This is a genomic window from Hymenobacter arizonensis (assembly GCF_900115775.1).
Classification (GTDB): Bacteria; Bacteroidota; Bacteroidia; order Cytophagales; family Hymenobacteraceae; genus Hymenobacter; species Hymenobacter arizonensis.
The window spans coordinates 1,030,164-1,055,143 of the sequence record NZ_FOXS01000001.1 but is presented as its reverse complement, the minus strand read 5'-3'; the positions used below and the strand labels follow the sequence as shown (position 1 = coordinate 1,055,143).

The window sequence follows — 24,980 nt, the reverse complement described above, 5'->3', positions numbered from 1 at the left end:
GCGCTTGTTTTAGTTCTGAGTAAGGGCATAAGCCACCAGGTTGGCGCCCATGCGCAGGGCCGCATCGTGGGCGGCCGGCGTGTCTTCGGGGTAGGTGCCGATGTCCTCCCAGCCGTTGCCGAGGTCGCACTCGTAGCTATAAAAGCACACCAGGCGGTCCTTGTAGAGCAAGCCAAAGCCCTGAGCTCGTTTGCCTTCGTGCTCGTGCACCTTGGGCAAGCCCCGCGGAAAGGAAAACTTTTGGTGGTAGACAGGGTGGGAAAAGGGGAGTTCCACAAACTCCAACTCGGGAAACACCTTCTTCATTTCGGGGCGTATGAATTTATCCAGCCCGTAGTTGTCGTCGATGTGCAGGAAGCCGCCGCCAATGAGGTAACGCCGCAGGTTCTTGGCCTCCGAGGCCGTGAAGGTCACGTTGCCGTGGCCCGTCATGTGGATGAAGGGGTAGGTGAGCAGTTCGGGGGCGTCGAGCTCCACGGTGGCCTCCTCGGGGGCAATGTTGGTTTTCAGCGTCTGGTTGCAGAACTGAATGAGGTTGGGCAAGGATGTTTTGTTGGCATACCAGTCGCCCCCGCCACCGTAGTGCAGCTTGGCAATCTTGAAGCTATAGTTGGGGCCGGCAGCGGTGAGGGACAGCAGCAGGAACGCCGATAAAAGCAGGTTTTTAAGCATGTTTTCAGAATGGCAGGGCTGGCCTGCTCTTTTTACAAAGTAAGCCTTGCCCCGTAAAGTTCAGGCCTGTCGCAGAGACTCGCCGCGTTGGAGGAAGTTGCAAGCGGCGATTTGTGCCATCTTGCCCTTACTTCGTGTCAGGGTTTCGGTTCAACTCCGCTGCGACGACCTAATAAAATGGCGAGCGAAAAGCTAATCCAGTTCCTGCAAAGTACCGGCCGCATTGCTCCGCAGCAAGCTCGGGAAATCGCCGGCAGTTTTGCGAGCTTGCGCGTCGGGAAGAATGATTTTTTCCTGCGAGCCGGTAAAATCAGCGACGAGTACTTTTTTCTGGACACTGGTTTTATGCGGGCTTTTGCCCACAACCCAGCAGGCGACGAAGTTACCACCGCCTTTTATGGCGGCGGCCAGGTAGTGTTCGAAGTTTCGTCGTTTTTCAATCGGATTCCCTCGCAGGAGAATATGCAGGCCCTCACCGATTGCACGGGATGGTTCATCACCTTCCAGGAGCTGAATGGCTTGTTTCATTCGCGGGAGGAGTTCCGCGAGTTTGGGCGGTCGCTGCTGGTGAAAGGCTACGCAGGGCTCAAAAGTCGCATGCTGGCCATGATTACTGAATCGGCTACGGAGCGTTACGAGCGCCTTTTGAAAGAGAACCCGGAAGTGGTGCAACACGCACCACTCAAAAGCATTGCTTCATACCTAGGCATCACCGACAGCTCATTGAGCCGCATTCGGGCTGGTTCGAAGAATAGTGCGCTGAAATGATTTCTTGTCATTTGACAAGTGAGTCTTGTGTGTACTCCTTTTCCTTTGCGTGGCAACTCATTCAATGCCCCACGCCATGGAAAACCTACCCGCTTACATTGGTATCACTTTCGTGTTCACCACAGGCTTGACGGTTTGGCTTTTCTACCGAGCCGCTCATGAGTCCCGGCGGGTGCTCGGATTGGTGCTGCTGTGGCTACTGGTTCAGGGCGTGGCTGGCTTGAGCGGGTTTTATACGGCCACGAATACGCTGCCGCCTTTCTTCTTGCTGATGGTGGGGCTGCCGATGCTGGCCATTGCGACGCTCTTTATTACTACGCGGGGACAGGCATTTTTGAAGGGGCTTCGCATTGAAGTTTTGATGCTGCTCCATATAGTTCGGGTGCCGGTAGAACTAGTTTTATACTGGCTGTACCTGCACGGCGCGGTGCCGGAGCTCATGACCTTTGAGGGCCGCAACTGGGACATTCTCTCAGGCCTGAGCGCACCGGCTGTGTTTTACTTTGGCTTTGTCAATAAGCGGTTGGGACGCAAGGCCTTGCTGGCCTGGAATTTCATTTGTCTGGGCTTGCTGGTAGCCATTGTGGTGAACGCAGTGCTGTCGGCACCTTCTCCGTTTCAACAGTTTGCTTTCTCGCAGCCAAACGTAGCTATCCAATACTTCCCTTTCGTCTGGCTGCCCGCTTGCGTGGTTCCGCTGGCTTTGATGGCCCACTTAGTCTCTATCCGGCAACTGCTGCATGATGCTGTTGTTCCGAATAAAGCACAATGGGCCAATAGTCATGTGGCATCGGTGACCAACTAGCCAGCCGCACGTGCTGTCTACTGGTCATAGGTTGTTGGATAGTCTTCAGGCATGTGTCCACAAGCTATAGGTGCGATACTGCGGCACGCTCACAGCAGCTTAGGTCGAAAGCAGTACCTCAAGTTTGCTTGGCTAGTGAATGTTGCGGCGGGCAAGCTAGAGTCACAACAAGTTATTCGTTTTTGTTGCCTCGTGACTAGAGGATAGGCTAATTAAAAGTATTTTTTTCGCGGATATTGAAGGCAAAACCCTAAGCTTGTATGGTAAGCCTAAAATTGGGTTGACTTCCAGAATGAGCACAAAACTTCAGAAAATCATAAGGTATTATGAGGCTGAACGCGGTTTATTAACCGCGCAGTTGGCGGAATGCATAGCTGAGGATGATTACGGCACAGCGCGCCGACTCTCAAAAGGAGTGACGCTTGTCAACCAACGGCTGCAAACCCTGCTCAACTTGCACGACGGCCGACACGATGAAAATGAGCGAGTCATTCGGTTGCTACAAATGCTTGAAGAAAGCATGGGCTCCCAAACGAGTATAGGCAGCCAGAAATTCTATGCTGAGCAAATTTTAGCAGTTCAGAAGCAACTTGTTGAGTTTGAGCGTCCACCAGTTAAGCCGTCTGCCTCCCCGAAGGCAACCGCGTTGAATGACGCCTTGCGTAGGCTACTGGACAAACAGATTGAATCATTCACATTCGTTTTTAATCAGGCCGAGCGATTCAATATCGTGGTAAATAGAGTTAGAAGGACCGTAATGATTACGCTACCTGAAGTAAAGCGTCATGCCGAAAATTATCTGTTGACCAAAAAGCAAATAAGAAATATCAAATCGCTAGGCTTTAGGCTCTACGACAACGGTGATAAATTCATTCTATTCTTGCCCTATACCACAATTCTCGATGCAAGTTCAGTGCAACATGTCTTGCTTCGAATTGCATTTGAAATATTTTATTTCAAAGAATTTACTGGTCAATCCCGCATCAAATATTGGGAAATATGATAAGTGCTACTGTCGAAACCCGCCTCTTGAGTTTAGTAGATATTTTACACAGTTGTGAAGCAAATAAGAACATCAACTAAATAGTACATTATTCTTACTGTCCACGTGAAGAAAAAATTACTATCACTGCTAGCTACCTAACTAGGTGAACCGTAAATGCCGCTGCCAATGCCGCCGTCTCCGTCCGCAGGCGCGATTCGCCTAGTGTAACAGGCCGAATGCCGCGGCTCAACGCCAAGGCAATTTCTGCTGGCGTAAAATCACCCTCCGGCCCAATAAGCACGCAGCAGCCCGCTCCAGCCGCTGCCACCTGCGTTAGCGCTGTGCGCTCGCCTTCCTCTAAGTGGGCAATGAATGTGGTTTCGGGAGTTGCATCAGCCACAAAAGCCGCGTAATCGGTCATTTCATCCAACTGCGGCAGCCACGCCTGGCCCGACTGCTTCATGGCACTGATGGCAATTTTCTCTAGCCGCTCCAGTTTCAGCTCCCGTCGCTCGGAGCGGGCACTGCGCAGGAAGGTAATTCGTTCCACGCCGACCTCCACGGCTTTTTCTACGAACCACTCCATGCGGTCGAGGTTTTTGGTGGGTGCCACGGCCACGTGCGTGAAGTAGGAGCGGGGCGCCACCGTTTCGTGGTGGCCAATGCGCAGCTGGCAGCGCTTGGGGTTGGCATCGGCTACTGCAGCCGCGTAGCGGCCGCCCCGGCCGTCGAGCAGCTCCACGGCATCGCCGACCCCGAGGCGCAGCACGCGCACGGCATGCTTGCTTTCGTCTTCGGGCAAGGTGAAAGTGGGGCCGTTGAGGTCGGGAGCATAAAAGGTGTGCATGGGGCAAAGAACGGCATTGAACCGCCATGCTGGGCTGCTGAAACTGCGGCTTGGCTCTTTAGCTAAGCTTCGTAATCAATCAGCGGTTGTCACAACTCCTCTATTGGCCTCGTCGTAACCTAAGTTCCACATCACTTCCTTTCCACACTTTTCATGAAACCTACCCTCAAAAAACTGCAGGACCAAGTTATGGTCATCACCGGCGCCTCGTCGGGCATTGGCCTCGTTACTGCTCGCCTGGCCGCTAAGGAAGGCACGCGCCTGGTGCTGGCCGCTCGCACCGAAGATGCCCTGCGCCGGCTAACCGATGAAATCAACCAGGCTGGCGGCCAAGCCATCTACGTGGTGGCCGACGTAAGCCAGCAAGACGATGTACGCCACATTTCGCAAGCTGCCATCGAGCGCTTTGGCGGCTTCGATACCTGGGTCAACGATGCCGGCGTGTCCATTTACGGCAAAGTAGAAGAAACACCCGTTGAGGACATGCGCAAGTTGTTCGATACCAACGTGTGGGGCTTGGTTTACGGCTCGCTCGAGGCCGCTAAGCATCTGCGGATGCGCGGTGGTGCCATTGTTAACATCGGCAGCATCCTGTCCGAAACTACGGCCATTCACCAAACCATCTACAGCGCCAGCAAGCACGCCGTGAAGGGCTTTACCGACGGCCTGCGCATGGAGTTGGAACTGGAGGAAGCGCCCATTCATGTGTCGCTGGTGAAACCGGCCGCCATTGATACGCCTTATACGGTTAACGCGAAGAACTACATGGACCACGAGCTGCAGCACGCGCCGCCCGCGTATGCGCCCGACCTCGTTGCCGAGACCATTCTGCATTGTGCCGAAACTGGCCAGCGTGAAGTAACCGTAGGCGGTGGTGGCAAGATGATTAACGCCATGAACCACTACGCCCCCGGCCTCACCGATTTGTTTATGGAGAAAGTATTCTCCAAGCAAACCAAGTCGGACCGCCCCGCCGGACCCCGCAGCAACAACGGCCTCGACCACGGCAATGCCCGCCTGAAAGAGCGCGGCAACTACCCTGGCCACACCCGTGAAACCAGCGTCTATACTTCGGCTACCACGCACCCATTGGTAACGGCTGCGGTTATCGCCGGCGCTGGGGTCGGCCTGGCTGCCTGGCTCGGGCGCTCGAATTCGGGCAAGGCCAGTACTCCTAAGGCCAGTAAGGAGAGTATCACCAGCACCAATGGCAATAGCGATGCTGCCAACATTAGCCAGCCCAAAGTAGGCATAAGCACGAGTACAGCCAGCTAGAAAGTTCATATAATTAGCTAAATGAATTAAGCAAAAAGGCCCGCTTGCATTATTGCTAGCGGGCCTTTTTGCTTAATCTCAGCCGGGATAATGCAACTGTAGCCTCGGTAGCTATTATTATCTGATGCGCCGGCCAGTACTTCTGAGTTACAACATGCCCTCAATTTTCCCATCGTTATAAAATCTGAATAATTACTTGCATATTACAATGGCCTGCTGTTGACTGATGACGTGGCTTGACTTCCCGGTTTCTAATGGCTGAATTAAGTCATTTGTAGCATTCAGGATTAATTCATTTCACTATGAAAAGGCGCAAATTTCTGCTCTCCATAGCTACCGGAGTTCCGGCTGTTGCGGCCTCTCCATTTCACCTCAAAGCCGCGGCGCCTGGCAAGGGCTTTAAGGTAGCCGCCGGAGAGGGGCGCATTCATGGGCATATTAGGCTTAAGGGCGTCAACGCGAATATTTTGGACCTGAAAATATCGGGCAAAGACACGGCCGGAGGCTTGGCTATTTTTGAGCAAATCAGCCAATCCCCTAATCGAGGAACGCCTTTGCATATTCACTCTACTCAGGACGAGGTGTTTTATGTATTGGAAGGCGAATACTACTTTCAGGTTGGAGAGGAAAAATATAAGCTGCGGACAGGGGATAGTATTTTCCTGCCTCGGAACATCCCGCACGCTTGGACGCAAGTTTCTCAAAAAGGCAAAATGACGGTAACGGTCCAACCCGCCGGGAAGCTGGAGGAATTTTTTGTGGCTCTAGCGTCCTTGACCAAAGAGCTTACACCCACCGAAATGACTCAGATTTTTGCGGCCCACGACATGCGGATAGTAGGGCCACCCCTGGCCGTCGATTAGTAGTTTACGGGTTCTAAAGCAACGTTTTTACGAAGGTGCCCAACACAACAAAGCCCCGCCGACCTGATAGGCAGCGGGGCTTTGTTGTGTTGGGCTGGTGTTGCTTAAGCTACCGTTGCTTCAGCAGCTACTTTAACTTTGGGGGCGCCGGCCAAGATTTCCTCGTTGGCATAGTCGGCGAACTTCTTGAAGTTCTCCACGAATTTATCGGCCAGGCTGGAGGCCGTTTTGTCGTAGGCGGCTTTGTCGGCCCAGGTGTTGCGGGGGTCCAGGATTTCGCTGGGCACGCCGGGCACGGCGCCGGGCACTTCCACGCCAAAAATGGGGTGCTTGATGAATTTTACTTGGTCGAGCTGGCCGTTGAGGGCAGCCGTAATCATGGCGCGGGTGTAGGGTAGTTTCATGCGCGAGCCTACGCCGTAGCTACCGCCAGTCCAGCCGGTGTTGATGAGCCACACGTTGATGTCGGGGTTCTCGTCCATTTTCTGGCCCAGCATCTCGGCGTACTTGGTGGGGTGCAGGGGCAGGAACACGGCGCCGAAGCAAGCCGAGAACGTGGTCTGCGGCTCCGTCACGCCCATTTCGGTACCAGCCACCTTGGCGGTGTAGCCCGACATGAAGAGGTACATGGCGTGGCTCTTGTCGAGCTTGCTGATGGGAGGCAGCACGCCGAAGGCATCGGCCGTTAGGAAGAAAATGTTCTTCGGCGCATCGGCCACCGAGGGCTCAATGGCGTTGTCGATGAAGTTGATGGGATAGGCAGTGCGGGTGTTTTCCGTTACCGACTTGTTGGCGTAGTCCACGGTGTGGGTGCCGGGGATGAAGCGGGTGTTCTCCACGATGGAGCCAAAGCGGATGGCATCCCAAATCTGGGGCTCCTTCTCCTTGCTCAGGTCAATCACCTTGGCGTAGCAGCCGCCCTCAAAGTTGAAGATACCGGCTTCGGGCGTCCAGCCGTGCTCGTCGTCGCCGATGAGGCCACGATTGGGGTCGGCCGAAAGGGTGGTTTTGCCGGTGCCCGAGAGGCCGAAGAAAATGGCGGTGTCGCCGCTTTCGCCCACGTTGGCCGAGCAGTGCATGGGCAGGGTGCTTTGCTCGTGCGGGAGCAGGTAGTTCAGCACGCCAAAGATGCCTTTCTTCATCTCGCCAGCGTAGCCGGTGCCGCCAATCAGAATCATCTTCTTGGTGAAGTTGAGGATGGCAAAGTTGGGCTGGCGGGTACCGTCTACGGCCGGGTCGGCTTCGAAGCCGGGGGCGCAGATGATGCTGAAGTCGGGCGTCCAGGTAGTGTCCGCGCCTTCTTCGGGGCGCAGGAACATGTTGTAGCAAAACAGGTTGTGCCAGGCCTGCTCGTTCACGATGCGCAGCTTGAGCTGGTAGTCGGGATTGGCGCCGGCGTAGGCTTCGCGCACGTACAGTTCTTTGTCGGCCAGGTAAGCCACCATCTTCTGGTGCAGCTGGTCGAACTTGTCGGCGTCGAAGGGAATGTTGATGTCGCCCCACCACACGCTGTCTTCGGTGTTTGCATCCTTCACCACAAACCGGTCTTTGGGCGAGCGGCCGGTGAATTTACCGGTGTCGGCCATCAGTGCGCCCGTATCGGTGAGGTGGCCTTCGCCGTTGCGCAGCGCGTGCTCAATCAGCTCGGCCGGGGTCAGGTTGAGGTGTACGGTAGCCATTTCGTTGAAGCCAAGTGGCTGCAAACGATTGTGGTGCGTGTTAGCAAGGGTGGAGGCTTCTTGCATGGTGAGAAAAGTGTTGGGTGGGAGTTTTCGTGAGTGAGGGGACAAAGGTAGAATTATTCAGCTTGTTGCAAGTGAAACAATTCGTTCCTTTAACGGGACAAATTAAACCTTGTCTACCTGATTCGTTATTTTTGAGCGGCAAAGACGGTGCTACGCCCCTAAAAAGGCTGTAAAAATTTAACCGTTGGCCCTGCTGAGGTTTCCTTTGTCCCTACTTTAGTCCAAGACCATGCCTACCGAAATCGCCCGTTTCAACGGCATATACGGCGACAGCAAAGCGCAGATTTCACACGACTATCTCCAGAGTCAGCTCATCGTGCCCCGGCAACGCCTCACCAACTGGGGGTTGAAGCCGCATCTGCACGAAAATCTGTTTCAGCTATTTTTTCTTGAAGCCGGCCAGGCCTCGTTCGAAGCTGCCGAGCCCATTGACCTGAAAACGCCCTGCCTCGTCATCATCCCGGCCAACACCGTGCACGGCTTCACGTTCAGCCCCCAGGTAAAGGGCCGCACGCTCACCCTGGCCGAGGCTTTGCTCGACACCATTCTGCAAGCGACGCCCGGCGTGCTGGTCGAGCTTAACTCCGTGCACATCCTGTCTGATTTTAATTCCGAAGTACGCTTCGCCGATTTGCTCGCGCTCGAGCAGCAGATTCATGAGGAAATCTACTCCGAGCTGCCCGGCAAGCAGCTTGCGCTGAATGGCTACTTCAAACTGCTTTTCGTGAAGATATTTCGGCTGTTGCAACACAACCGCGGCAAAGAGGAGAGCCCCAACCGCGCGCTGCACTACTTCCGCGAGTTCCAAAAAGCCATTGAGCGCACAGCGCCATTCGAGAAAAAGATATCACAATTTGCTCAGGAGCTGCGAATTACCCAAGTGCACTTAAATCGTATTTGCCAGGCTGTGAAAGGCAAGACGGCGCAGCAGATTGTGCAGGCCCACACCATCCGCAAAGCCCACAACTACCTGCTGTATACGTCGCTCTCGGTGGCTGAAATTGCCTACGAGCTGCAGTTCGTCGACCCGGGCTACTTCACCCGATTTTTCCGAAAGCAAACAGGCCTCTCGCCCGGCGCCTACCGCGCCAAGGCTTACCGCAGCGACGCCCCGCCCAAGTTGCCCAAGCCAGTCGTGGCCGAGTGGAAAAACTTGCCCCAAACTTCATAGTGCCGAAACTTTCCTAGATTTACCGTCCCCGCATTGCGCTGGGGGCCATCCTTCTTTTCATTTTCCCACACCTAACCTTCCCTAATGCAACCAGCCTCTGCTCTACGCGAGCAACCACTTAAGTCGGAATCCACGAGCCATCCGCGCGGCTTGTACGTCCTGTTCGCCACCGAAATGTGGGAGCGGTTCAGCTACTACGGCATGCGGGCCCTGCTGTCGCTGTACATGCTCAAGGCCCTCCTCATGAACAAGGAGATGTCGTCGCTCATCTATGGCAACTACACCTCGCTCGTGTACCTCACGCCCTTGCTCGGCGGCTACATGGCCGACCGCTATTGGGGCAACCGCCGCTCCATTCTGGTGGGCGGCTTGCTGATGGCCGTGGGTCAGTTCAGCCTCTTCTTCTCTGCTTCCATGTACTCGGCAGGCCAAACCGCCGTGCCGCAGGCCCAATTGCTGTTCTTCTTCCTGGGCCTGGGTTGCTTGATTTTCGGCAACGGATTCTTCAAGCCGAATATCTCCTCGATGGTAGGCTCGCTTTATCCAAAGGGCGATTCCCGCGTCGACGCAGCCTACACCATTTTCTACATGGGCATCAACCTAGGCGCGTTTTTCTCGCCGCTGGTGTGCGGCACACTCGGCGATACCGGCAACCCCGCCGACTTTAAATGGGGCTTCCTGGCTGCCGGCATCGGCATGCTTATCGGCAGCCTCACCTTCGAGCTGCTGAAACACAAGTACGTAGTAACTGCCGATGGTGCTCCCCTCGGCGCCCGTCCCGAGCGGAACGCGCCCGAGCAACTCGTAGCCAAAAACGAAGTAGTGCCAGTGCAAACAGATGCGCCGGTTCGCGCTGAAACCATCGCCCAGCCCGTTCCCAAGAGCTATGCCAACAAAGTGCCCATGCTGCTGGGCCTGTTTATGATTGTGTACGCCGCCATTGCCTGGATTATGAACCACGACTGGATTGGCGCACTGGTGTTCTCCGCTATGATTGTAGCTCCGATAACCATCCTCACCGATACTTCCCTGACTTCCCGCGAAAAGCAGAAAATCTACGTCATTTTCATCCTCAGCTTCTTCGTAATCTTCTTCTGGGGCACGTTTGAGCAGGCTGGTGCCTCGCTCACCTTCTTCGCTGATGAGCAAACCGACCGCACGCTGGGCTCCACAGTAGTGCCCGCGTCGTACTTTCAGTCGGCTAACGCTTTGTTTATTATCGTGTTCGCTCCCGTCTTCGCCGTGTTGTGGACCTGGATGGGCAAGCGCGGCATCGAGCCTTCATCGCCCCTGAAAATGGCCTTCAGCCTTATGCTGATGGCCGTAGGCTACCTCATCATCGCCTTCGGCGTGAAGGGCGTTGACGCTTCGACTAAGGTGAGCATGTTCTGGCTCATCACCATGTACCTCATGCACACGTTCGCCGAGTTGTGCTTGTCGCCCATTGGCTTGGCCCTGGTAAACAAGCTAGCCCCCGCTCGCTTTGCCTCGCTGCTGATGGCCGTATGGTTCCTGGCCACTGCTGCCGGCAACAAGCTGGCCGGCGTGCTGTCGGGCCTGTATCCTCCCGGCCCCGGCGAATTCGCTAAAGCCGCTAAAGAAGGCATCAACCTGCCCGGCATCCTCAACGGCACCACGCAGGCCACAGCCGATATTACTGCCAAACTGGCCTCGCTGGAACTGACCTCCAACTGGCCTTCTTTCCTCGGTTTCCAAATCACCAGCCTCTACGACTTCTTTATGATTTTCGTGGGCATGTCGGCTGTGGCTTCAGTTATCCTGTTTGTGATTTATAAGCGCCTTTTTACCATGATGGAGGAACCTGTCGCTGCGGCATAACTTTCCGGTTTTACTGAAAAAGCCCCCGGCACTAATTGTGTCGGGGGCTTTTTTGTGGGCGTTGCGGCCCAGGCGGGGAACCTCACCCCCTGACCCCCTCTCCAAAAAAGAGGGGGCACCGGTCATGCTTTAGGATAATAGTGTTAATTAAAGAAGCCTGCTAAACAGCAGGCTTTTTACTTTTAGCAGTATATGACAGCGCAAAGCCGGTGCCCCCTCTTTTTTGGAGAGGGGGTCAGGGGGTGAGGTTCACGTCAGGGACCCAACCCACAAAAAAGCCCCGCTGGCATCGCCAACGGGGCTTTCATTGCTAACAGCAAGGGCTGCAAGCGGCTTGACTTACATCATGCCGCCCATGCCACCCATACCGCCCATGCCACCGTCGCCGCCATGGCCATTGCCGCCATCCTTAGGCTCGGGCTCGTCCGAAATCACAGCCTCGGTCGTCAGCAGCAAGCCGGCGATAGAAGCAGCGTTTTCGAGGGCGAGACGCGTTACTTTGGTGGGGTCGATGATACCAGCGGCCACCAGGTTTTCGTAGCGGTCTTCGCGGGCGTTGTAGCCGTAGTCACCGCTGCCTTCGCGCACCTTCTGCACTACTACCGAGCCTTCGCCACCGGCGTTCTGCACGATGCAGCGCAGGGGCGACTCGAGCGCCGTACGGATGATGTTCACGCCGGTGCGCTCGTCAGCGTTGTGGGTGTCCACAGCGGCCAACGACTCAATAGCGCGCACGAGGGCCACGCCACCGCCGGGTACCACGCCTTCCTCAACGGCGGCGCGGGTGGCGTGCAGGGCATCGTCAACCCGGTCTTTCTTCTCTTTCATTTCCACCTCGGTGCTGGCGCCGATGTAGAGAATAGCCACACCGCCGCTCAACTTAGCGAGGCGCTCCTGCAGTTTCTCCTTGTCGTAGTCCGACGTGGTGGTTTCCATCTGAGCCTTAATCTGCGAGATGCGGCTCTGGATGTTCTCCTTCTCGCCTTTGCCGTTGACGATGGTGGTGTTGTCCTTGTCGATGATGATTTTCTCGGCCGTGCCCAGGTACTCCAGGGTCGCGTTTTCGAGCTTGTAGCCCTGCTCTTCGCTGATAACGGTACCGCCCGTAAGGGTAGCAATGTCTTCCAGCATGGCCTTGCGACGGTCGCCGAAGCCAGGAGCCTTTACGGCCGCGATTTTCAGCGAGCCGCGCAGCTTGTTCACCACCAGGGTAGCAAGGGCTTCGCCGTCCACATCTTCCGAGATGATGACGAGGGGCTTGCCGGTCTGAAGCACTTGCTCGAGCACGGGCAGCAGCTCCTTCATGGTGCTCACCTTCTTGTCGTAGATGAGAACGTAAGGCGAGTCGAACTCAACCTCCATTTTCTCGGGGTTGGTCACGAAGTAAGGGGAGAGGTAACCGCGGTCAAACTGCATGCCTTCCACCGTTTTAACTTCGGTTTCGGTGCCACGCGCTTCTTCTACCGTGATAACGCCTTCTTTGCCCACTTTCTCCATGGCATCGGCAATCATCTTACCGATTTCGGCGTCGTTGTTGGCCGAGATGGTACCAACTTGGGCGATTTCAGCCGAGTTTTCGATTTTCTTCGACTGGGCTTTCAGGTTGGCAACAACGGCGATAACTGCCTTGTCGATGCCGCGCTTCAAGTCCATAGGGTTAGCACCGGCGGCCACGTTCTTCGAGCCAGCGGTGTAGATGGCCTGGGCCAGTACGGTGGCAGTAGTGGTGCCGTCGCCAGCCTGGTCGGCCGTCTTCGAAGCCACTTCCTTCACGAGCTGGGCGCCCATGTTCTCAATGGGGTCGCGCAGCTCAATTTCCTTGGCCACGGTCACGCCGTCCTTGGTAATGGAGGGCGCGCCAAATTTCTTGTCGATGATGACGTTGCGGCCCTTCGGACCGAGGGTCACTTTTACGGCGTTGGCCAGTTTGTTCACACCGGCTTGCAAGCGGGCGCGGCCTTCGGTATCGAATTGGATGTTCTTAGCCATTTCTGGGTGATGTAGTAATTAAGTAATGTGGTGTTTTGGAGTTTTCGCGATGAAGCCTGTGGCTTACAACACGGCGAAAATGTCCGACTCGCGCATGATGAGCAGGTCCTCGCCATCGACGGTGATTTCGGTGCCGGCATACTTGCCATACAACACCTGGTCGCCTACCTGCACTTGGGGCTTGATGAGGGAGCCGCTGTCAGCGGTTTTGCCTTCGCCCACGGCCACTACCTCACCGCGCTGCGGCTTCTCCTTGGCAGTGTCAGGAATGATGATGCCGGACTTGGTTTTCTCCTCGGCGGCGGCGGCGCGAACAATGACGCGGTCGGCCAGCGGTTTCATGCTAAGTGCCATTCTGTGTGTGTTTGGATTGAATTGGATGAAAAATCAGGGTGTACGCCCCAGTGACACTTCCCGTGCCAGCCCCATAAACCTGACAAAATGGGCAGTTTTGGAACTAAAGCGTGGCAGAGTTGGCCGATGGCAGTGGCCCGTGCGTCAGCGAAGCAGCGGCAGCTGAACTGTAAAATCTTATCCAATAGCTCGTCATGCCGAGCGGAGCCGAGGCATCTCGCGTGCGTCAGTAATCCATCTTACTCCAACGATTCGAGCGAGATGCCTCGGCTCCACTCGGCATGACGACCTATTGGTAAATGGCTGTTGATATGGGTACTTAGCAGGGTAAAAGACTTCATGAACCGCGCAACAACGAAAAAAGCCGGTGGCCCTGTAAGGAGCCACCGGCTTTAACGGTACTTAAGTAAAATGCGCGTTGCGTTTATTATTTGTTGCCGCTAGGGGTCGTGCTGGAGTTGGGCTGGTCCGGATTGGTAGCCGGAGCACCACCGGGGGCCGGAGCAGCGCCAGCAGGGGCGCTAGCACCACCGGGGGCTGCTGCGCCGGGAGCCGGTGCCGAAGTGCCCGGGGCGGCAGTTCCTGGTGCGGGAGCAGGCGCGGGCAGGCGGGTCTCCAAGGCACGTTGCTGGTTGACGCTGCGAGTGGGACCACCCGTGTTAGTATTGAGCATGTGCGTGCCGAGCGACAGCACCACCAAGCCAATGGCGAAGCCCCAGGTCAGTTTCTCCAGCAAATCGCCGGTCCGCTTCACGCCCATCATGCTGGCGGCGCCACCGGCGCTGAACTGGCTGGAGAGTCCGCCACCCTTGGGGTTTTGGGCCAGCACCACCAGGGCCAGCAAAAAGCACACGAGAAGAATTAGAACGATGATAGCAGTGTACATGAGGAACAAAAGAAACTGAAAGGCGAATTACGCCGGGGGTTGCAAAGATTGTATTTGGGCCGCAAAGTACGCCATTTTTTCCGGCTGTTTCACCATTAGCTTCTCATAAATCTCAATGGCTCGGGCAGTTTTGCCCTGTCGGACGAAGATGCGCGCCAGGCTTTCGGAGGCCAAATCGGATTCGGCGCGGGTGCTGCGCATGCTGAGGTCGGCTTGCACACCGGAGGGCGGCGGCAGCATAGCCGGCCGCGTGAGGCGGGGTTGGCGACGCAGGAAGTTATTGATAAGGTCGAGCGACGAAGGCACCGCCGGTGGCGGCGGGCAGTGCGTGGCCCAGTGGTTGAGCAGCAGCGGGTCGGGCTCAAAAAAGGCGCCGGCCGGGGGCAGGGGCGTGGCTGGTGGCTGGGCTACAGCCGCTTGCGTAGCAGCCGCATCTGCCGCTTCGGCTTTATTGGTGAGCAGGTCAAGCAACTGCATGGAAAAGCCCAGCCGGCTGCTTTCGCCGAAAGCATAACCGATGGCGTCGTCGCCGGTGAAGGCCGCCGGCGTGAAAACCGGGTCGGTGGCAGAGCTCGTGCCATAAAGGGCCGAAACTTCCGGCAGCGGGTCCAGGCTACCTAAGCTGCGGGTAACCGCCGAAGCAGCCCATTCATCAACCAGGCCGGGCAACTCATAGGTTGGCACGGCGGGCGGAGGAGGCTCAGCCAAGCCAAACTCAAACCGAGCTTCTCCGACCTCTACAGGCGGGCGCACGGCCGGTGCCTGCGCTGGCAATAAGTCCTCCTCTGCTTCAGGCTCTAATTCAATTACCTCCTGGTCTTCCGGAAAAACATTAGACTCGCCCTCGATTGCTGGGATATCAATACCCTCAACCTCAAGCAGCAGGGCCACATCAGTTTCCGAAGGGCTTGGCGCTAATTCCGCTTGCGGTTGTTCTATCGGTGGTTCAACTATTGGTAATTCTTCTATTAGCGGCTCGTCTACGGGCGGCTCTTGGGTCGGCAATTCTTCAACCAACGACTCCTCAACTGGCGGCTCCTCGGCCTGCGGCTCTTGTATCAGCGGAGCAGGAGGAGCGGTTTCATCAAGCACAGGCGGGCTGGCCGGTGCTTGTTCCTGAACTGGTGCTGCCTCTTCTATGGGCAGGGGCGTTGCTGGGATAACCTCGACGATGGGCAGCGAAACTGCGCTCTCGGGCTCGGGCTCGGAGTGCACAGTGGTAGTTTCCGAAGAGCCTTCTTGGGGGATGGGGGCTGCCGCTGCTACAGGCACTTCCATCTCGGTATCGACAAGCAGGAGGGGCGAAGGCGTTGCCAGCACGGCTGGCACTACTTCAACAGGAGCTTGCTCAATGAAGGGCTCTTCCGGGGCTGTTGCGGGCTCGACGTGCTCGATGAGGCGACGCAGCAGGGTGCGGTCGGCGGCGTAGGTGGCGGCCCGGCGCAGGCGCTGGCCGGCCAACATGGTGCCTTGGTCGTGGGCAGCTTTGGCTAGCAGCAGGTGCGCCGTTTGGCAATACGGGAAGGCTTGGGCCAATTGTTCCAACTCGCGCACTTCGGCCGGGCCAATGGCCGAGGTGTGGTCCAAAACATGCAGAAGCGTGGCGCGAGTCACGGGAGAAAAGACGGCTTTAAAGAGGAGCAGCTTTAGAATTAATTCCCTAAAACCTGCGCTGCGAACGGATTAACGGGGCGCAACATTACGCTAATTTACGCAATTGTGCCCGCAGCAACGGCTGAGTTTATTTAAAAAACCAGCGATTTCCCGGCCGAATTTCGCCCAAATTAGCCCGCAACTGATTCGGCCGTTACCAGTTAGCCACTGACTTATTAAAAATGTCGGTTATGATTTTGGTGGTGGTGGTGCGCACCGCATTGGGGTCGCTGTTGATAGTAGCGATGTTGCGACTGCCCGGGAAGTCATCGAAGTTCTGGAAGAGCTGTTCGAAGCTTTGCTTGTCGTCCTTGGTATTAGTGAACCGGATGCTGACTTGAATGGTCAGGCGGTTGGAGCCCGCTTGGTCCACACCGTTCACTTGCTGGATGGCGGCGGGCGCAAAATCGTAAGCCACGATATTACCCTCAAATTGCAGGTCGCCGTCGCGTGGCACCATTTTCAGATTGGTATTCTGCTGGAAGTAATCCTTTAAATCTTCCGTAAACCGCTGCGTTAGAAACGCCGGCCCTTGGGGCGAGTTGTTCTGAATGGTGCCAATGGAGATGGTGCGGATAGAGGGGTCAATGTTGGTGCCATTGAACGAGTAAATGCCGCAGCCACTCATCAATAGGCTGATGGCCATTAGCTGGTAGCTGATGGCTTTCCTGCCAAATATGCTTAAAAAGCTGACAGCTAACAGCTTACAGCTATCATCTAATTTAAACCTGCTCCAAGTCATATTGCTTTAGTTTACGGTACAGCGTGCGTTCCGAAATGCCCAGGTCGTGCGCGGCGTACTTGCGCTTGTTATTGTGCTTTTTCAACGCCTTCAGAATCATTTCCCGTTCCTTCACATCCAGCGAAAGCGTTTCTTCTTCGGTTTCGTGCGGGATGTCTTCCACGGGAGCCTCTTCATCGTCGTATTCTGACGCAGGCTCGCTTTTATAAGAGCTGGGCGCGGCAGGCAGGAAGTATTCGGACGCTTGGCCACCTTCAAACGTGCTGGAGGGCGCAGTATTGTTGAAGAGGTGGCTGTTTTGGCGCAGCAGTTCCTGGGCTTCGTGCGGCCGCTGGCCGGTGGCCAGCTCCAATACCATTTTCTTCAGGTCCGTCATGTCGCGGCGCATGTCGAACAGGATTTTGTAGAGCAGGTCGCGTTCCGAGTAGCCGGCGGTGGCGGTATCGGGGGCACCCTGGCCCAGCAGCATGGGCAGGCGGCTCACCTGGTCCTGCGGCAGGTAGGGGGCGAGGCGGCGGGCGTCGAGCTCGCGCTCGGTTTCGAGCACCGATATCTGCTCGGCAATGTTCTTGAGCTGGCGGATGTTGCCGGGGAAGCGGAAGCGCGTGAGCGCCTGCACCGCGTCGGGCAGCAGGGTGATGGGCCGGGTGCGGTACCGCTCGGCCGAATCGGAAGCAAACTTGCGAAATAGCAGGTAAATGTCCTCGCCGCGGTCGCGCAGGGGCGGCACCGTGATGGGCACCGTGTTGAGGCGGTAGTACAGGTCTTCGCGGAAGGTGCCAGCCTGCACACGGTCAAGCAGGTTTACGTTGGTGGCAGCTACCACGCGCACGTCGGTTTTCTGCACCTTGCTGCTGCCCACCCGGATGAACTCACCGTTCTCCAGCACGCGCAGCAGGCGGGCCTGGGTGCCCAGCGGCATCTCACCGATTTCGTCCAAAAAAATGGTGCCGCCGTTGGTCACCTCAAAGTAGCCCTTGCGGGCTTCGTTGGCGCCCGTGAACGAGCCTTTTTCATGACCAAACAACTCCGAATCGATGGTGCCTTCCGGAATCGCGCCGCAGTTGATGGCAATGAACTGCCCGTGCTTGCGAGGCGACAAGGCGTGGATAATCTTGGAAAACGACTCCTTGCCCGACCCGCTTTCGCCGGTGATGAGCACCGTCATGTCAGTCGGCGCGACTTGCGCGGCCACCTGAATGGCGTAGTTCAGCGCCGGCGCATTGCCGATGATGCCAAACCGGAGTTTAATTGATTGAATTTCTTGCGTAGTCAAGGCTGCAGTGTAGGCTTTAACGGGTGGGCTTAATCTGGGTATATCTGCCGATTAAATTGTGGATAATCGGGTACGTACTTAACAGTAATTGTGTCTCCTATATGGTGAACGCTCTCCGTACTCACACCAGAGTAGGTTATTCCTTTTATACGAAACTCATACTCCCAATACCTGCGTCTATAAGGTGATTTGATTACTGCTTTGGTGAACTTAGTGGTTGAAGCAAGTAATTCTTCACGGTAGCCAATGTAAATCAAACATCCAATGAAGCCAGCAATCGCTAAATAAGAGGACAATGAAAAAAAGGGAGGAGGCTTTTTCTTCGGCTTTTCTCTGTTCCAAATCGTCTTCTGAACCTTCCGCTTAGCCATAGCTGCTCAAACAGCCTCGCCCAGCATGGTGCTAGCGGTAGCGCTGTGCACTAACACATTCACGTAGTCGCCTTTCTTGAAGTTTTGCTTTGGGAAAATGACAACCTGGTTCTGGCTGTTACGGCCACTCAAATGCTCTTTTGAGCGCTTCGAAAAGTTCTCAACCAATACTTGGTGCACGCGACCTACGCCGCGTTGGTTGCGCTCGGCGCTGTGAATCTGCTGCAGGTCAATGATTTCCTGCAGGCGGCGCTTTTTCACTTCCAGCGGAATGTCGTCGGTTAGCTTGCGCGCGGCTAGTGTGCCGGGGCGCTCCGAGTAGAAGAACATGTACGCCATGTCGTACTTCACAAACTGCATCAGGCTCAGGGTATCCTGGTGTTCCTCCTCGGTCTCGGTGCAGAAGCCCGAAATCATGTCGGAGCTGATGGCACAATCATCGCCCAGAATGCGGCGGATGGCTAGCACCCGTTCCTCGTACCAGGGCCGGTCGTAGGTGCGGTTCATGAGGGCCAGCACGCGCGAGTTGCCACTTTGGGCGGGCAGGTGGATGAACTTACAGATGTTGTCGTAGCGTGCCATGGTGTGGAGCACTTCGTCGGTGATGTCTTTGGGGTGCGAGGTGGAGAAGCGCACGCGCAGGTCGGGGCTCACAAGGGCCACTTTTTCCAGGAGGTGCGCGAAGTTGACGTGCTCGGTGCCATCAGCCGAAGCCCACTTGTAGCTGTCCACGTTCTGACCCAGCAGGGTCACTTCCTTGTAGCCGGCCGCGACCAGGTCGGCGGCTTCACGCAAAATGCTGTGGGCGTCGCGGCTGCGCTCGCGACCGCGGGTGAAGGGCACCACGCAGAACGAGCACATGTTGTCGCAGCCGCGCATGATGCTGATGAAGGCCGACACACCGTTGGAGTTCAGGCGCACCGGCGTGATGTCGGCGTAGGTTTCTTCGCGGCTGAGCAGCACGTTCACACCCTTCTGGCCGCCGTCTACCTGGCTGATGAGTTGGGGGAGGTCGCGGTAAGCATCGGGGCCTACCACGAGGTCAACAATTTTCTCTTCTTCCAAAAACTTGCTTTTCAGGCGCTCGGCCATGCAGCCGAGCACGCCCACCAGCAGGCCGGGGTTGCGCTTTTTGTGCGAGTTGATTTGCGAGAGGCGCATGCGCACCGTCTGCTCGGCTTTTTCCCGGATGGAGCAGGTGTTGAGCAACACCAGGTCGGCGCTGGCCAGGTCGTCGGTGGTATCAAAACCCTCGTTGAATAGTATGCTCGACACGATTTCCGAGTCCGAGAAATTCATCTGACAGCCGTAGCTCTCGATGTAGAGCTTGCGCTGACGCCCGGTGCGGGTAGCCGCACTCACGCGCATCTCGCCACCCGGCGTAGCCTCGGGAGTAGGCGTCTCTTTATCTAAAAAATCAAGGGTTAACAGGGCTTGGGACATAATAGAAGCGCGTTTCGGCGGAACACAAAGATAGGTTAGACTAAGCTAAAATGACAGAATGGCAGAGCGGCTTCGGGGAGTAGCGAGGCAAACTCCCCTCCTCAGATGAGGAGAGGACGCAGCCGCGAAGCGGCTGCTGGGGTGGTTGAAGTCGTTGAACGACATCCGAACGATTCTACCACAAGACATTCGGATGTCGTTAGCTACGCCAACCTTCGTTTCAACGAGTGCAACCACCCCCGTCCGAGCCTGCGGCTCGAACATCCCCTCCTTAAAAAAGGATGGGAGTTTTCGTTCAACTTTCGGCAATGCTGGTTCCTAATACCTCTAACAGGGCCTTTGCTTTAAGCAAGCACTCATCGTATTCTCGCTCGGGGTCGGAGTCGAAGGTGATGGCGGAGCCTACTTGGAAGCTGAGGTAGCCGGTATCGCGACGGTACTGCAGGCTGCGAATGACCACGTTGAAGTCGAAGTCGCCGTTGGGCCACACATAACCGATGCTGCCGCTGTAGAGGCCGCGCCGGCTGCTTTCATACTGCTCGATGAGTTGCATAGCGCGAATTTTTGGCGCACCGGTCATCGAGCCCATTGGGAAAGTGGCGCGGAGCACATCTTCCAGGCGGGTGTCGGGGGCGAGGTCAGCGGCGACCGTTGAAATCATTTGCCAGAGGTGTCGGAAGGGGTAGAGGCCAAAAAGCTCGGGCACGCGTACGGTGCCTGTCTCGGCCACGCGAGCGAGGTCGTTGCGGACCAAATCTACTATCATCAGGTTTTCGGCGCGCTCCTTTTCATCGTGCAGCAGGGTTTGGCGCTGCTGCTCGTCTTCGGCTGGGGTGGCACCTCGGCGAATGGTGCCTTTGATGGGCTGGGAAATAATTTGGGAGCCGTGACGCGATAAAAACCGTTCGGGTGAGGCACAAAGCAGGTAGTGGTCGTGCCAGCGGACAAAGCCCGCAAACGGCGCGGGCGAGGCCTCCATGAGGCGCCAGAAAACATCGGCCGGGGCCAATTCTACGTTTTCGGCAAAAAACTCTTGGCACAAATTGAGTTCGTACACTTCCCCGTTTAGAATGTCTTCCCGAATGGCTTCCACGGCCAGCAAGTAATCGGCTTTAGCCAGTCGGGGGCGCAGGGTGGGTACTACCGGTGCAGGAGCGGCTTGCAATGCGTGCATTAGAATCTGCTCCATCACCCCCAACGTCTGCCCATGTATTTCTACATCATCAGCGCGCCAGCAGAGCCAAGTGCTCGGCTTGAAAAAGTGAAGCTTAGGCCAGTTAAATCCATCGAAGTTCTCACTGGTAAGCGCCTCAATGTCGTTTTTTATATCGTAGCTAATAAAGACGCAATGCATCCCTGCTTCGGCTGTTTGGCTGTGCAGCTGGCTCAGGTCGGCGAGGGCATTAAGGGTTGCCGCCGTAGCCGGAGCTACTGCTAAAATTCGTTCGAAAGGGCTATGCGGGTAAGCCAGGCCGTTAGGCTCGAAATAGGCGCAATAAGGAAACCCTGCTGCCCAGCTTAAGGCCCGGGCGCGAAAATCACCCGGTAATTCAGCTAGCGGAAATCGGAGGCAGGCAGAAGCAGAAGAGGAAACAGACACTGGCAATAAGTGAAAAGACAGATACACTGGTAAACAGTCAGCAGTGCGAAACTCTTATTTCAGCTCCCGCAGGGCGAGATTGGCTTTGGCATCGGTGCTGTTCTTATACTCGTGCCAGGGGTAGCGCAACGCTTTCTGAAAATAGATGCGGGCCAGCGCAGGGTTTCTCGCTTCCTGGGCCATGTAACCCAGCTGCAAGGCGGCTTGCGGAGCAAAATAATACGGCGCGGCATCGCCCGACACGGCCAGCGTGCGTTCATAGGCGAGCTTGGCAGAGTCAAGCACGCCCAAGCCTTGGTAGGCGCGGGCCCGGCGGTAGGGCTCTTCAATCCGGTCGCGCAGGAGGGTGGCCGGGGTTGGCTGGAAGCTGCGGAGCGTGGCCAGGGCCGCCCGGTTGTAGCCCCCGTCAATTTGCAGGCGGGCGCGGGTCAGGAGGGGGTGCAGGGCCTGGGCCTGGTGGTAGTAGTGTTGGGCGTAGTTGTCTTCCTCTACATCGGTGGGGCCGGGCTGGTTGATTTGCTCGCGGTACCGGGCCAGCGTGGCGGCAGGCTGCCCGCTCAGCCAAGCCGCCAGATACAGTTTAAAGGCGGCGTCTTTGCGGTAATGCTGGCCCTTGTTCTCGCGCAAAAAGGTCAGGTTTTCTCGCTCCGAATTGGTGTAGTCACCTTTATAAAGCAGCAAATCGGCTGCCATGTGGTGCAGGTGGGCCACTGGCAGGTAGTCGGCGCCGGTGGGGCGGCTGCGGTAGGCCGCCAGGGCCGCCTCGCCGTGGCGCTGCCGCTTTTGTACGCTGATTAGTAAGTAAGCAAACAGCAGGTTGTCGGGCTGTTGCGTGTGCAGGCGCTCAACCAAGCGCAGGGCCTCTTCCGGCTTTTTGTAGTAGCTCTCCCGAATTAAGGTGAGGTAAATCAGGCTTTCGGTTTGAAAGTCGTTGGGCTGAGAAGCTGCCAGCGTGAGGTTTTTCAACCCCACGCCCACATCAGCGCTCAGGCCCAGCAGGGTTAGGAGCCAGTGGTAGCCTTCCGGCAAGGAGCCCACCGCAAACTGACATATGCCCAAGGTCTTGCGAGCTGGCGCAAACGACGGATACCGCTTAACTACCGCCTGCATCTGATGAAACCCGCTACGCAAGTGAAACCCACCCGCTACCAAGTGGCGGAAAATCAGCTGGCTTAGGCCCAGTTGCAGGGTGATTTCGGCCCGGGCGTAGTCGCGCATGGCACTGGCCGGGGCCCGGCTCAGGGCCGATAGGCGGGCATCCTGGGCATTGGTTAGGGCCGTGTAGCGGCTGGCATCCTGCGTAATCATGAGCTCTGCGAAATCGGCGCAGTTGGCCACCAGCACGGGCGAGGGGGCCGCGGGAGTGGCGGCTAGTTCCGCACGAAGCAATTCGCGCGCTGCACCTAGGCGCAGCTTCATTACTTCGGCGTAGGCCCGGCGGCTGGCAGCCGTTAGCTGGGTGCCGCTGGCCTCGGCAATAGCCACTTGCTCCGGCTGAATGACCCCCTGGAGAGGCGCGGGAGGAGCAAAGGCCGACATAGCCAATAAACCACCTGCACATAGCATGGCCCGCTGCCAGCGCCCAAGGGCCGGCGTCCGCTTAAGAGAAGGCGTGCGTGCTGCAGTTTCAGCCACAATTGCAATTAGCTATTCAACAAAAAAAGGAACGACACCGGGTCGTTCCTTTTTCACGATTTCAATCGGTAAGCCTGGGGTTTGGACTAGCCAAAAGCCTTGCTTAGACGGCGCGGGCTTCCACGTCGGCCAAAATCCGGCCGCAGTGCTCGCACACGATGATTTTCTTGTGGGAGATGATGTCGGCCTGGCGCTGTGGGGGCACCGTGTTGAAGCAGCCGCCGCAGGCGTCGCGCCGCACCAGCACCACGGCCAGGCCGTTGCGCACGTTGCCGCGGATGCGAGTGTAGGCCGTCAGCAGGCGTTCTTCCACTGGCTTGGTGGCTTCTTCGCGCTGGGTCATGATGCCGCGCTCTTCTTCCTCGTTTTCAGAAACGATGGTTTCGAGCTCGCTCTTCTTGTTGTCGAGGTCTTTGCGACGCTCGTCCAGCTTCGACTTAGTACCGCTGATTTCGGCGTTTTTCACGTCAATCTGATACTGGGCCTCTTTGATTTTCTTGTCGGCAATCTGGATTTCCAGACGCTGCAATTCAATTTCCTTGGCAATGGCTTCGAACTCGCGGTTGTTGCGGACGTTCTGCTGCTGCTCGTCGTACTTCTTGATGAGCGACTCGGCGTCCTTGCTGGCTTGCTTGCGGCTCTTGATGAAGTCGTTCAGGCCCTGAATTTCTTCGTCAAACTTCTTGACACGAACTTCATAGCCAGCAATTTCATCTTCCAGGTCCTGCACTTCTTCGGGCAAATCGCCACGAACGCGCCGGATTTCATCGAGCTGCGAGTCGAGGTGCTGCAAGGTGAGCAGGGCTTCGAGCTTGGCGGCTACGGGAACGTCGGCGTGAGCCACGGCGGCACTATTAGCAGTCATATTGAACGGGGTTCGTAGGGGTTTCAGCGATTAAGACCGCAAAAGTACGTCCAAATCCGGCCGTTAGCAAATCCCTGAACACCTCGTAGGTGAACTGCTCGCTCTCAAAATGGCCCACATCGCAGAGCATGAGTCGGCCTTCCGCCCCAAAAAACTCGTGGTACTTCACGTCGCCGGTCACGTAGGCATCGGCCCCGGCCGCCCGCGCGGCCCCAATAAGAAAGGCGCCCGCACCGCCGCAGATGGCTACGGTTTTTATGTCCTCCTCAAAGGGCGTGTGCTTTACCACGGGTACCAGTAGCTGCTGTTTTAGCATGGCTCGGAACGCGGCGGGCGGCATGGGAGCGGGGAGTTCGCCCACCATACCCGCCCCAACATCTTGGTAGGTGTTTTCTAGCTTAATCAATTCGTAAGCGACTTCTTCATAGGGATGCGCCGTGCGCAGCGCCCGCAGCACGGCCGCTTGCCGGTGCAGGGGCAGCAGCACTTCTATGCGCAGCTCGGGCACGGTTTCGGGCAGGTTTTGGGTGCCAATGGCTGGGGTGGTGCCGGCGCCGGGCGTGAAGGTCCCGGTGCCTTCGGCCCGAAAGCTGCACTCCGAATATTGCCCAACCTGGCCGGCCCCGGCCGCATAGAGGGCGGCCAGCACGCGGCCGGCTACGTCGGCCTGCTGGTCTTCGGGGCGGTGGGGCACGTAGGTGATTAGCCGGGCCAGGGTGCCGCTTTGCGGAGCCAGCACGTGCGTATTGAGGAGGCCCAGCTTCTCGGCTAATTTGTCGTTTACGCCGCCGCGCACGTTGTCGAGGTTGGTATGGGCGGCGTAGATGGCCACGTCGTTTTTGAGTGCCGCGATGATGGTTTGCTCGACTTCATTGGCGCCGGTGAGCCGCTTGAGGGGTCGAAAAATGACCGGGTGGTGGCACACTACCACATTGCAGCCACGGGCCAGCGCTTCGGCAACTACCGCGGGCGTGCAGTCGAGCGCAATGAGCACGCCTTTTATTTCGGCTTGGGGGTCACCGCATTGCAGGCCGGCGTTGTCATAGCTTTCCTGGTAAGCGAGGGGGGCGGCGGCTTCCAGCAAGCGGGCCAAATCTTGAACGGTGGGGCTTTTCATTTAACAATTAACATTTATCATTTAACAGGAGGACAACCGATGGATTGCGGAATTAGGGCTAAGGCATCAGGAAGACAGG

21 protein-coding genes are annotated in these 24,980 nt (G+C 56.8%); 7 read left to right on the top strand and 14 right to left on the bottom strand.

From position 1 onward, the window contains the following. Nucleotides 1-9: 9 nt before the first annotated feature. Complete coding sequence (locus tag BMZ66_RS04420) at nt 10-672, bottom strand: DUF4159 domain-containing protein (RefSeq protein ID WP_092669337.1); 663 nt, start codon at nt 670-672, stop codon at nt 10-12. A 177-nt stretch (nt 673-849) separates the two neighbouring features. Here BMZ66_RS04420 and BMZ66_RS04415 point away from each other — a divergent pair, with 177 nt between their 5' ends. From BMZ66_RS04415 to BMZ66_RS04405, 3 genes are all read left to right on the top strand, one after another. Further along, nucleotides 850-1,440, top strand: coding sequence for a Crp/Fnr family transcriptional regulator (locus tag BMZ66_RS04415; protein WP_092669336.1), 591 nt, complete (start codon nt 850-852; stop codon nt 1,438-1,440). A gap of 76 nt (nt 1,441-1,516) precedes the next feature. Further along, entirely contained in the window at nt 1,517-2,245 is a 729-nt protein-coding gene (locus BMZ66_RS04410; RefSeq protein WP_092670273.1) for a DUF8737 domain-containing protein, read from the top strand. Nucleotides 2,246-2,537: 292 nt separating this feature from the next. Then, the gene (locus tag BMZ66_RS04405; protein WP_092669335.1) at nt 2,538-3,248 is read left to right on the top strand and encodes a hypothetical protein; all 711 of its coding nucleotides are present in this window, start codon (nt 2,538-2,540) and stop codon (nt 3,246-3,248) included. Nucleotides 3,249-3,381: 133 nt separating this feature from the next. Here the strand turns inward: BMZ66_RS04405 and BMZ66_RS04400 are convergent, their stop codons facing one another. Continuing rightward, entirely contained in the window at nt 3,382-4,077 is a 696-nt protein-coding gene (locus BMZ66_RS04400; protein WP_092669334.1) for a 16S rRNA (uracil(1498)-N(3))-methyltransferase, read from the bottom strand. Nucleotides 4,078-4,230: 153 nt separating this feature from the next. Here BMZ66_RS04400 and BMZ66_RS04395 point away from each other — a divergent pair, with 153 nt between their 5' ends. Both BMZ66_RS04395 and BMZ66_RS04390 read left to right on the top strand, forming a co-directional pair. Continuing rightward, nucleotides 4,231-5,352 (top strand): SDR family oxidoreductase, encoded by a 1,122-nt coding sequence (locus tag BMZ66_RS04395; RefSeq protein ID WP_092669333.1) that lies wholly within the window; start codon nt 4,231-4,233, stop codon nt 5,350-5,352. Between the two features lie 302 nt (nt 5,353-5,654). Continuing rightward, nucleotides 5,655-6,215, top strand: a complete 561-nt coding sequence (locus tag BMZ66_RS04390; protein ID WP_092669332.1) for a cupin domain-containing protein — start codon at nt 5,655-5,657, stop codon at nt 6,213-6,215. Nucleotides 6,216-6,319: 104 nt separating this feature from the next. On the opposite strand, the gene pckA is transcribed toward BMZ66_RS04390, so the two are convergent. Then, complete coding sequence (gene pckA / locus BMZ66_RS04385) at nt 6,320-7,960, bottom strand: phosphoenolpyruvate carboxykinase (ATP) (RefSeq protein ID WP_092669331.1); 1,641 nt, start codon at nt 7,958-7,960, stop codon at nt 6,320-6,322. Between the two features lie 229 nt (nt 7,961-8,189). Between pckA and BMZ66_RS04380 the strand changes: the two genes are divergently transcribed. Next, nucleotides 8,190-9,131, top strand: coding sequence for an AraC family transcriptional regulator (locus BMZ66_RS04380; protein ID WP_092669330.1), 942 nt, complete (start codon nt 8,190-8,192; stop codon nt 9,129-9,131). An 84-nt stretch (nt 9,132-9,215) separates the two neighbouring features. Further along, nucleotides 9,216-10,970 (top strand): peptide MFS transporter, encoded by a 1,755-nt coding sequence (locus BMZ66_RS04375; protein WP_092669329.1) that lies wholly within the window; start codon nt 9,216-9,218, stop codon nt 10,968-10,970. A 339-nt stretch (nt 10,971-11,309) separates the two neighbouring features. Here the strand turns inward: BMZ66_RS04375 and groL are convergent, their stop codons facing one another. The 11 genes from groL to BMZ66_RS04320 form a co-directional block, all read right to left on the bottom strand. Next, a complete protein-coding gene (groL, locus tag BMZ66_RS04370; protein WP_092669328.1) occupies nt 11,310-12,959 on the bottom strand; it encodes a chaperonin GroEL in 1,650 nt (549 codons plus the stop codon). Between the two features lie 63 nt (nt 12,960-13,022). Next, a complete protein-coding gene (gene groES, locus BMZ66_RS04365) occupies nt 13,023-13,313 on the bottom strand; it encodes a co-chaperone GroES (RefSeq protein ID WP_035563022.1) in 291 nt (96 codons plus the stop codon). Nucleotides 13,314-13,740: 427 nt separating this feature from the next. Further along, entirely contained in the window at nt 13,741-14,199 is a 459-nt protein-coding gene (secG, locus tag BMZ66_RS04360; protein ID WP_092669327.1) for a preprotein translocase subunit SecG, read from the bottom strand. Between the two features lie 27 nt (nt 14,200-14,226). Further along, nucleotides 14,227-15,813 carry a DUF8458 domain-containing protein gene (locus BMZ66_RS04355; RefSeq protein ID WP_143080051.1) on the bottom strand — a complete coding sequence of 529 codons (1,587 nt, stop codon included), beginning with the start codon at nt 15,811-15,813 and terminating at the stop codon, nt 14,227-14,229. Nucleotides 15,814-16,006: 193 nt separating this feature from the next. After that, nucleotides 16,007-16,498 carry an LptE family protein gene (locus BMZ66_RS04350; protein WP_234794971.1) on the bottom strand — a complete coding sequence of 164 codons (492 nt, stop codon included), beginning with the start codon at nt 16,496-16,498 and terminating at the stop codon, nt 16,007-16,009. A gap of 76 nt (nt 16,499-16,574) precedes the next feature. Further along, a complete protein-coding gene (locus BMZ66_RS04345; RefSeq protein WP_092669311.1) occupies nt 16,575-17,870 on the bottom strand; it encodes a sigma-54 interaction domain-containing protein in 1,296 nt (431 codons plus the stop codon). A 377-nt stretch (nt 17,871-18,247) separates the two neighbouring features. Further along, nucleotides 18,248-19,684, bottom strand: coding sequence for a tRNA (N6-isopentenyl adenosine(37)-C2)-methylthiotransferase MiaB (gene miaB / locus BMZ66_RS04340; protein ID WP_092669310.1), 1,437 nt, complete (start codon nt 19,682-19,684; stop codon nt 18,248-18,250). A gap of 295 nt (nt 19,685-19,979) precedes the next feature. Then, the gene (gene pabB, locus BMZ66_RS04335) at nt 19,980-21,038 is read right to left on the bottom strand and encodes an aminodeoxychorismate synthase component I (protein WP_500778584.1); all 1,059 of its coding nucleotides are present in this window, start codon (nt 21,036-21,038) and stop codon (nt 19,980-19,982) included. A gap of 300 nt (nt 21,039-21,338) precedes the next feature. Continuing rightward, on the bottom strand, nt 21,339-22,823 hold the full coding sequence (locus BMZ66_RS04330) for a tetratricopeptide repeat protein (protein ID WP_092669308.1): 1,485 nt from the start codon (nt 22,821-22,823) through the stop codon (nt 21,339-21,341). Nucleotides 22,824-23,022: 199 nt separating this feature from the next. Then, nucleotides 23,023-23,784, bottom strand: coding sequence for a zinc ribbon domain-containing protein (locus BMZ66_RS04325; protein ID WP_092669307.1), 762 nt, complete (start codon nt 23,782-23,784; stop codon nt 23,023-23,025). After that, on the bottom strand, nt 23,774-24,901 hold the full coding sequence (locus BMZ66_RS04320; protein ID WP_092669306.1) for a Nif3-like dinuclear metal center hexameric protein: 1,128 nt from the start codon (nt 24,899-24,901) through the stop codon (nt 23,774-23,776). The genes BMZ66_RS04325 and BMZ66_RS04320 overlap by 11 nt, the downstream gene beginning before the upstream one ends. Nucleotides 24,902-24,980 lie beyond the last annotated feature (79 nt).